This window comes from Zavarzinia sp. (assembly GCF_041650655.1).
In the GTDB taxonomy this organism is placed as follows: domain Bacteria; phylum Pseudomonadota; class Alphaproteobacteria; order Zavarziniales; family Zavarziniaceae; genus Zavarzinia.
On record NZ_JBAZKR010000008.1, the window covers coordinates 60952 to 67051 of the forward strand.

The 6100-nt window shown below is 66.2% G+C and carries 8 protein-coding genes; 3 read left to right on the forward strand and 5 right to left on the reverse strand.

Annotation, left to right across the window (positions count from 1 at the left end; translation table 11 throughout):
• Window positions 1–46 precede the first annotated feature (46 nt).
• Complete coding sequence (gene secB / locus WC493_RS03150) at window positions 47–523, forward strand: protein-export chaperone SecB (protein ID WP_373062428.1); 477 nt, start codon at window positions 47–49, stop codon at window positions 521–523.
• Here the strand turns inward: secB and dnaQ are convergent, their stop codons facing one another.
• Genes dnaQ through WC493_RS03170 form a run of 4 tightly spaced genes read right to left on the reverse strand, consistent with a single transcriptional unit; the run spans window position 524 to window position 3240 of the window.
• Window positions 524–1195 (reverse strand): DNA polymerase III subunit epsilon, encoded by a 672-nt coding sequence (gene dnaQ / locus WC493_RS03155; RefSeq protein WP_373062430.1) that lies wholly within the window; start codon window positions 1193–1195, stop codon window positions 524–526. It abuts the gene before it with no gap.
• On the reverse strand, window positions 1195–1836 hold the full coding sequence (coaE, locus tag WC493_RS03160; protein ID WP_373062432.1) for a dephospho-CoA kinase: 642 nt from the start codon (window positions 1834–1836) through the stop codon (window positions 1195–1197). The genes dnaQ and coaE overlap by 1 nt, the downstream gene beginning before the upstream one ends.
• Window positions 1820–2659 (reverse strand): shikimate dehydrogenase, encoded by an 840-nt coding sequence (locus WC493_RS03165; protein ID WP_373062434.1) that lies wholly within the window; start codon window positions 2657–2659, stop codon window positions 1820–1822. The genes coaE and WC493_RS03165 overlap by 17 nt, the downstream gene beginning before the upstream one ends.
• Window positions 2656–3240 (reverse strand): nucleoside triphosphate pyrophosphatase, encoded by a 585-nt coding sequence (locus WC493_RS03170; protein WP_373062436.1) that lies wholly within the window; start codon window positions 3238–3240, stop codon window positions 2656–2658. Before WC493_RS03170 ends, WC493_RS03165 begins: the two co-directional genes overlap by 4 nt.
• A 126-nt stretch (window positions 3241–3366) precedes the next feature.
• On the opposite strand from WC493_RS03170, the gene WC493_RS03175 reads away from it, so the two are divergent.
• Window positions 3367–4449 carry a hypothetical protein gene (locus WC493_RS03175; RefSeq protein ID WP_373062438.1) on the forward strand — a complete coding sequence of 361 codons (1083 nt, stop codon included), beginning with the start codon at window positions 3367–3369 and terminating at the stop codon, window positions 4447–4449.
• Between the two features lie 101 nt (window positions 4450–4550).
• Window positions 4551–4985, forward strand: a complete 435-nt coding sequence (locus WC493_RS03180) for a hypothetical protein (protein WP_373062440.1) — start codon at window positions 4551–4553, stop codon at window positions 4983–4985.
• Between the two features lie 3 nt (window positions 4986–4988).
• On the opposite strand, the gene WC493_RS03185 is transcribed toward WC493_RS03180, so the two are convergent.
• Window positions 4989–5897, reverse strand: coding sequence for a pyruvate, water dikinase regulatory protein (locus tag WC493_RS03185; RefSeq protein WP_373062442.1), 909 nt, complete (start codon window positions 5895–5897; stop codon window positions 4989–4991).
• Between the last annotated feature and the right edge of the window lie 203 nt (window positions 5898–6100).

Here is a 6100-nt window from a genome sequence, read left to right on the forward strand (position 1 = left end):
AAGGGCGCTGTGGTAGCGGAGGGACCGCTTTTCCAGGAAATCATCCATGACCGACACGCCCGAGCAGCAAGCCAACCCCGTGCAGTTCCAGGTGCTGGCGCAATATGTCCGCGACCTTTCCTTCGAGAACCCCGGTGCGCCGGCCAGCCTGTCGCTGAGCCAGCAGCCGAAGATCGACATCGGCGTCGACGTCCAGGCCCGCCGCCTGCCGGACGACCGCTATGAAGTGGATCTGCGCATCCGCGCCAATGCGACCGATGCCGAAGGCAAGCCCGCCTTCGTGGTCGAGCTGGTCTATGCCGGCCTGTTCCTGCTCCGCAACGTGCCGGCCGACGCGCTGCAGCCGCTGTGCCTGATCGAATGCCCGCGGGTGATCTTCCCCTTCGCGCGCCGCATCATCGCCGACATGACCCGCGACGGCGGCTTCCCGCCCCTGATGCTCGACCCGATCGACTTCGTCGCGCTCTACCGCCAACACCTGGCGCGCAGCCAGGCCCAGGCCCAGCAGGTGCAGCAGCAGTAATCACTCCTGGTTCCAGAGCGCCCCTTTGATCTCTGCGAGGAAGGCGGCATGGGCCGCCAGTTCCTCCTCGCTGGGCGCATGGGGGCGCGGCGGCCGGACCGGGCGTTCGGCCACGGCAACGCGGGAAACCGTGCTGCGCACCAGGGAAAAGCCCTGCTGCCGCCCGCCCACCAGTTCGAGATAGACATCGGCCAATAGTTCGCAGTCGAGCAGCGCGCCATGCTTCTCGCGCCGCGACAGGTCGACCTCGAAGCGCCGGCACAGCGCGTCCAGGCTGGCCGGCGCGCCGGGGAACTTCCGCCGGGCGATCAGCACCGTGTCGATCGCCCGTTCGAGCGGAATGGGCTCCCGCCCCAGCCTGGCGAATTCGGCGTTCAAGAAGCCGATGTCGAAGGGCGCATTGTGGATCACCAGGGTGGTGTCCGCGATGAAATCCAGGAATTCCCCGGCGATCTCGCCGAACAACGGCTTGTCGAGCAGGAAATCGTCGGCGATGCCGGTGACGTTGCGCGCCCCTTCCGACATCTCCCGGCCTTCCGGGTTGACGTAGCAGTGGAAGTGCCGCCCCGTCGGCACGTGGTTCATGAGTTCGAGGCAGGCGATTTCGACGATGCGATCGCCGCTGGCATATTCGAAGCCCGTGGTTTCGGTATCGAGGACGATTTCCCGCATCAGGCGAGCCTTCCCTCTTTCTTCGGCGGCGGATCGCTCAGCAGCCGGTGCACGATCTCCCGCACATGGTGGCGCGCGACCTCCAGGCCCTGGTCGGTCGGCACCACAAAATCGGCCCGGACGCGCTTTTCCGCATCCGGGATCTGGCGGGCCAGAATCTCTTCGAGCTTTTCGGGCGTCATGCCCGGCCGCTGCATCACGCGGGCGCGCTGCACATCGGGCGGCGCCGAGACGACGACGACATAATCCGCCCGGCTCTCCCCCCCGGTCTCGAACAGCAAGGGGATGTCGAGAACGACGAGCCGGGCGCCCTGCTCGATGGCATCGAGCATGAAATCGCGCTGCACCGTGGCGACCAGGGGATGGATCACCGCTTCGAGCCGTTTCCAGGCCGCTGGATCGCCGGCCAATTGCTTCGAGAGCAAAGCACGGTCCACGGCACCGTCGACCACGACACCCGGAAAAGCCTCGCCGATCGGCTCGACCGCCTTGCCGCCCCTTGCATAGAGCCGGTGGACCGAGGCATCGGCGTCATAGACCGGCACTTCGAGACCACGGAACATGGCCGCGGTCTCGCTCTTGCCCATGCCGATCGAGCCGGTCAGGGCCAGAATCAGCGGCCGTTCATAATCCGAGGACATGGCGGCGCAGCTCCTCGGTCACTTCGGGGGTTTTGCCGAACCAGGCCTGGAAGCCCGGCACGGCCTGGTGCAGCAACATGCCGAGGCCGTCGACCGTGACATTGCCGCGCGCCCTGGCCTTGGCCAGGAGTTCGGTCTCCAGGGGGGCATAGACGACGTCGGTCACCACCGCCTTGGGCGGCAGCCCGTCGAGCGGCAGGTCGAGGGGCGGCTGGCCCTCCATGCCGAGGCTCGTGGTGTTGACCAGGAGGTCGATATCGTCGAGCCGGTCGGCCCGGCATTCCCAACGCACCGGCAGGACATAGGGATCGAAACTCCGTGCCAAGGCCGCGGTCTTTTCCTGCGTCCGGTTGGAGAGCTTGATCTCGACCACGCCCGCCTCGATCAGGCCGGCGATCACGCCGCGCGCGGCCCCGCCGGCGCCGATCACCATGGCGGTCGCCCCGTCGAGCCGGAGCCTGGGGGCGCTCTGCTGGAGATTGGCGATGAAACCCGGGGCGTCCGTGTTGCGCCCGGTCAGCGAACCGTCCGCTTCCACGACCACGGTATTGATCGCGCCGATATGACGTGCCGCGGTGTCCAGCCGGTCGACGATCTCCATCGCCGCTTCCTTGTGCGGAACCGTCAGGTTACAGCCGCGGAAGCCCATCTTGGGCAGGGCGCGCAGCGCCGCCTGGAGATGCTCGGGGCGCACCGGCAGCGGCACATAGGCGCCGTCGATGCCATAGCGTTCGAGCCAGTAGTTGTGCAGCCGGGGCGAGCGGGAATGGCCCACCGGCCAGCCCATCACACCCGCGACCAGAGCCTTTCCGGTGATCGTCATGAACCGATGGCGCCCCTGACGCGCAGATAGTCGAGCACGGCGAGCATGGGCAGGCCGAGGATGGTGGAATGGTCGCCCTCGATCCGGCTGAAGAGCTGAAGCCCCAACCCTTCGACCTGATAGGCGCCGACGGAGGAGAGCACGGCCGGCCCCGCCGCCGCCAGATAGGCGTCCAGGAAATCGTCGGAAAAGGCCCGCATTTCGAGCTTGGCCGTCGCGACATGGCGCCACACGGGGGCGCCGTTCTCCGAGATCACCACGGCTGAGATCAGCTCGTGGCGGCGCCCGCGCAGCGCCTGGAGATGGGCCCTGGCGTGATCCATGTCGGCCGGCTTGTCGAACACCATGTCGTTCAGTACGAGGACTTGGTCGGCCCCGATCACCAAGGCGCCGCGCCAGCGCTGCGAGACTTTCTGCGCCTTCAGTTCGGCCAGGAAATCGGCCATGTCACGCGGGGGCACATGATCCGCCGCCATCGACCGTTTCAGTTCGGTCTCGTCGATATTGGCGGCCTCGATCGCGACGGGAATCCCGGCTGCTTCGAACAGGCGGCGGCGCGACGGGCTCGCGGAAGCGAGCACGATCGCCCTGTTCGCCGGTAGCAGGGGGGCTGCTGCTTCGGTACTTGGGGAGGCGGAGATCGACATGCTATCTCTATGGACAGTTTCGGCCGCCCTTGCAACGGGCGCCACGACAGCGGACCGGGCATGAGCGATATTTCCGAGCTGCAACGGCTGACGCCGGCCCAAGGGCCGACGCAGGATCTCTTCGTCGCCGCGCGTGACCGGCTGACCGAATTCCTCCTCGGCTATTCGCTGATCGAGAGCTATTTCGCCTTCGTCCGCGCGCGGAAGCCCTATCCCTTCCTGCCGCGCACCTCGATCGTCCCGGGTAGTGCCGTGCCGCGCGGCGAGCAGCGCCATCAGGCGACCGCCTTCGTCATCCTGCTCGACGAGCCGATGCCGGAGAGCCTGATCAAGCATTTCCGCCTGCGCAAGTCGAACCGGGTCACGGCGCAGAACCTGCGCAACCTCTGTTCCGACGTGGCGATCGAGCAGATCGAGCCGCAGCAACTCGACCTCGCCTCCAACGAGAGCGACGAATTGCTGCGCAAGCTGCTGCCGATCGACTATGCCCTGCTGGCGGAGCGGACGACGCCGGGCACTGCCCCGCAACTGTCCCACGCCCATGTGAAGATCGAGCGCCTGACCGACAACGCGATCCGCGATCTCGCCATGGACCTCGGCTATATCGAGCGGCGTCTGTTCGAGCGGGGCGAAGACTATGTCGACGCGCTGGAAGCCAAATATTACGAATACTACGGCTTTCCGGCCAATGCCTCGGGCCGGAAATCGGCCGCGGCGATGGCGGCCCAGTTGCTCACCACGGCCGGTACCCGCTTCACCGTGATGCTGGCCAATCAGGACGATTGCCGCATCACTTTGCTCGACGACGGCCAGATCATCACCCAATACCTGCTGATCCGCCTGGACCGGGACGACGCGGCGCGACTGGTCCGTTCCGCCAAGGCCTTCGGTGCTACCGACGAGGCTCCCTATGTCGTGCTGCGCGACGCCAGGGACGCGCCGATCGTGCTCTACCGGGTCGATTTCGCCCGGGCGGCGCCGGCCCGCGGCCACATGCGCAGCGACGCCGATCGCATGTTGCGCCAGCCCTGGTTGGAGATCGTCGACGAATGGATCGTCAAGGTGCCGGTCGCCGAGAGCGGCGAAGACCCGGGCACCGACCTGCCGGCGGCCCTGCCCTTCGTCTGGGCCCGCCCACTCTGAGTAGACCGCCCCGTCTGTGACGGCGGGTACAGACGGATGGCCCACGGACCCCGACTGTGGCGACGATCGTCGGCAAGACATCGCAACCGGAGGCCATCACCATGGACAAGTCGGCCCGCGTCACGGAATTGATCGAAGCTTGGAAGACCTATCGCGGCGGCGAGGCGGAGCCGGGCCGCTACGACACGCTCCGCCAGGACCTCTACAACGCCCGGAACGGCATCGGCACCTATCCGCCCCATCTGATCGATGCGGACGACGAGATCATGGCCGCGGTCGAACATTATTTCCTGTGCCGCGGCTGGGTCGGCAACGGCCATTTCCCGGCCTGGCAGGTCGCGGACCTGGTGGCGCTCTACGATGCCGGCAAGCTCCTGCATGTGACGCCGCGGCACAACAAGAACAAGCCGACCACGCCCATTTCCCTGATGCAGGTCAGCTTCCAGAACAAGGGCATCAACGACGGCATCCGCGACACAAAGGTCTACAACATCGACACGCCGATCCTGCCCCGCATGCCGCCGAAATACTATTGAGCCTCACATCAGGTTCAGGCGGTCGTAATAGAGGTTCAGAATCGCGGCCGAAGTCTCCTCGATCGAGCGGCGCGAGACGTCGATCACCGGCCAGCCGTGCTTGACGAAGAGGCGGCGGGCATCGGTCAGCTCGCGGTTGATCGCCTCGACGTCGACATAGTCGCTGTTGTCGCTCCGCCCGAGCAGCAGCATGCGGTGGCGCCGCACCTGGAGCAGCCGATCGGCCGAGGTCGTGAGCCCGACGACCAGGGGCCCGGTCAGTTCGAACAGCTCGGGCGGCAGCGGGCAGCCCGGCACCACCGGAACATTGGCCGCCTTGATGCCGCGATTGGCGAGATAGATCGAGGTCGGCGTCTTCGATGTGCGCGACACACCGACCAGCACGACGTCTGCCTCGTGCAGGCCCTGGGCGCTTTGGCCGTCATCATGGGCGAGGGCGAAATTCATCGCTTCGATGCGGCGGAAATATTCGGCGTCCAGGGCGTGCTGGCGCCCCGGCACGGCATGAGCCGCGATCCCCAGGAAGGTGGCCAGGCCCTGGATCACCGGGTCGAGCACATTGATCACCGGGACATGGCGGGTCAGCGCCCCCTCGTCGATGGCGAGGCGGAGATCGGCATTGACCAGGGTGTAGAGGATGATGCCGCCACTCGCCTTCACCAGGTCGAGGGCGCGTTCGATCTGTGCCCGGGTCCTGACCATGAAGGAGACATGGAGATGGGCGGCGACATCGGGAAACTGCGACATGGCCGCCTTGGCGACCGAGCTCAGGGTCTCGCCGGTCGCGTCCGAGACCAGATAGAGATGCAGCCGCTTCGTCCCCTCGCCTGTGGAAAACGTGGATTGCTGGGACGAATCGGCCGATTCCGGAAGTCCAGCATCACCTTCGGTTTCGATGGGTTTTTCGATCAACCGTTCCCTCCCTGGGGGACTGTTTCGTCGCCAGCCTGTGGACGAAATCCGTAACCGCGGCGCTCCGCGGCGGTGCCGGAATCTTATCCCCGGAATTCCCGCTGCCGAAACCGCGCGGGAGCCTCGACTTGCACCGAATTAGCCACTACTGAAGAGACGGAACAACCTCCATCGGGCGGAACTGGGGAAAAATCGGGCGAGAC

Coding starts and splice junctions, on each gene's coding strand:
- secB (WP_373062428.1), top strand. CDS start 47: ATGACCGACACGCCCGAGCAGCAAGCCAACCCCGTGCAGTTCCAGGTG.
- dnaQ (WP_373062430.1), bottom strand. CDS start 1,195: ATGCGGGAAATCGTCCTCGATACCGAAACCACGGGCTTCGAATATGCC.
- coaE (WP_373062432.1), bottom strand. CDS start 1,836: ATGTCCTCGGATTATGAACGGCCGCTGATTCTGGCCCTGACCGGCTCG.
- WC493_RS03165 (WP_373062434.1), bottom strand. CDS start 2,659: ATGACGATCACCGGAAAGGCTCTGGTCGCGGGTGTGATGGGCTGGCCG.
- WC493_RS03175 (WP_373062438.1), top strand. CDS start 3,367: ATGAGCGATATTTCCGAGCTGCAACGGCTGACGCCGGCCCAAGGGCCG.
- WC493_RS03180 (WP_373062440.1), top strand. CDS start 4,551: ATGGACAAGTCGGCCCGCGTCACGGAATTGATCGAAGCTTGGAAGACC.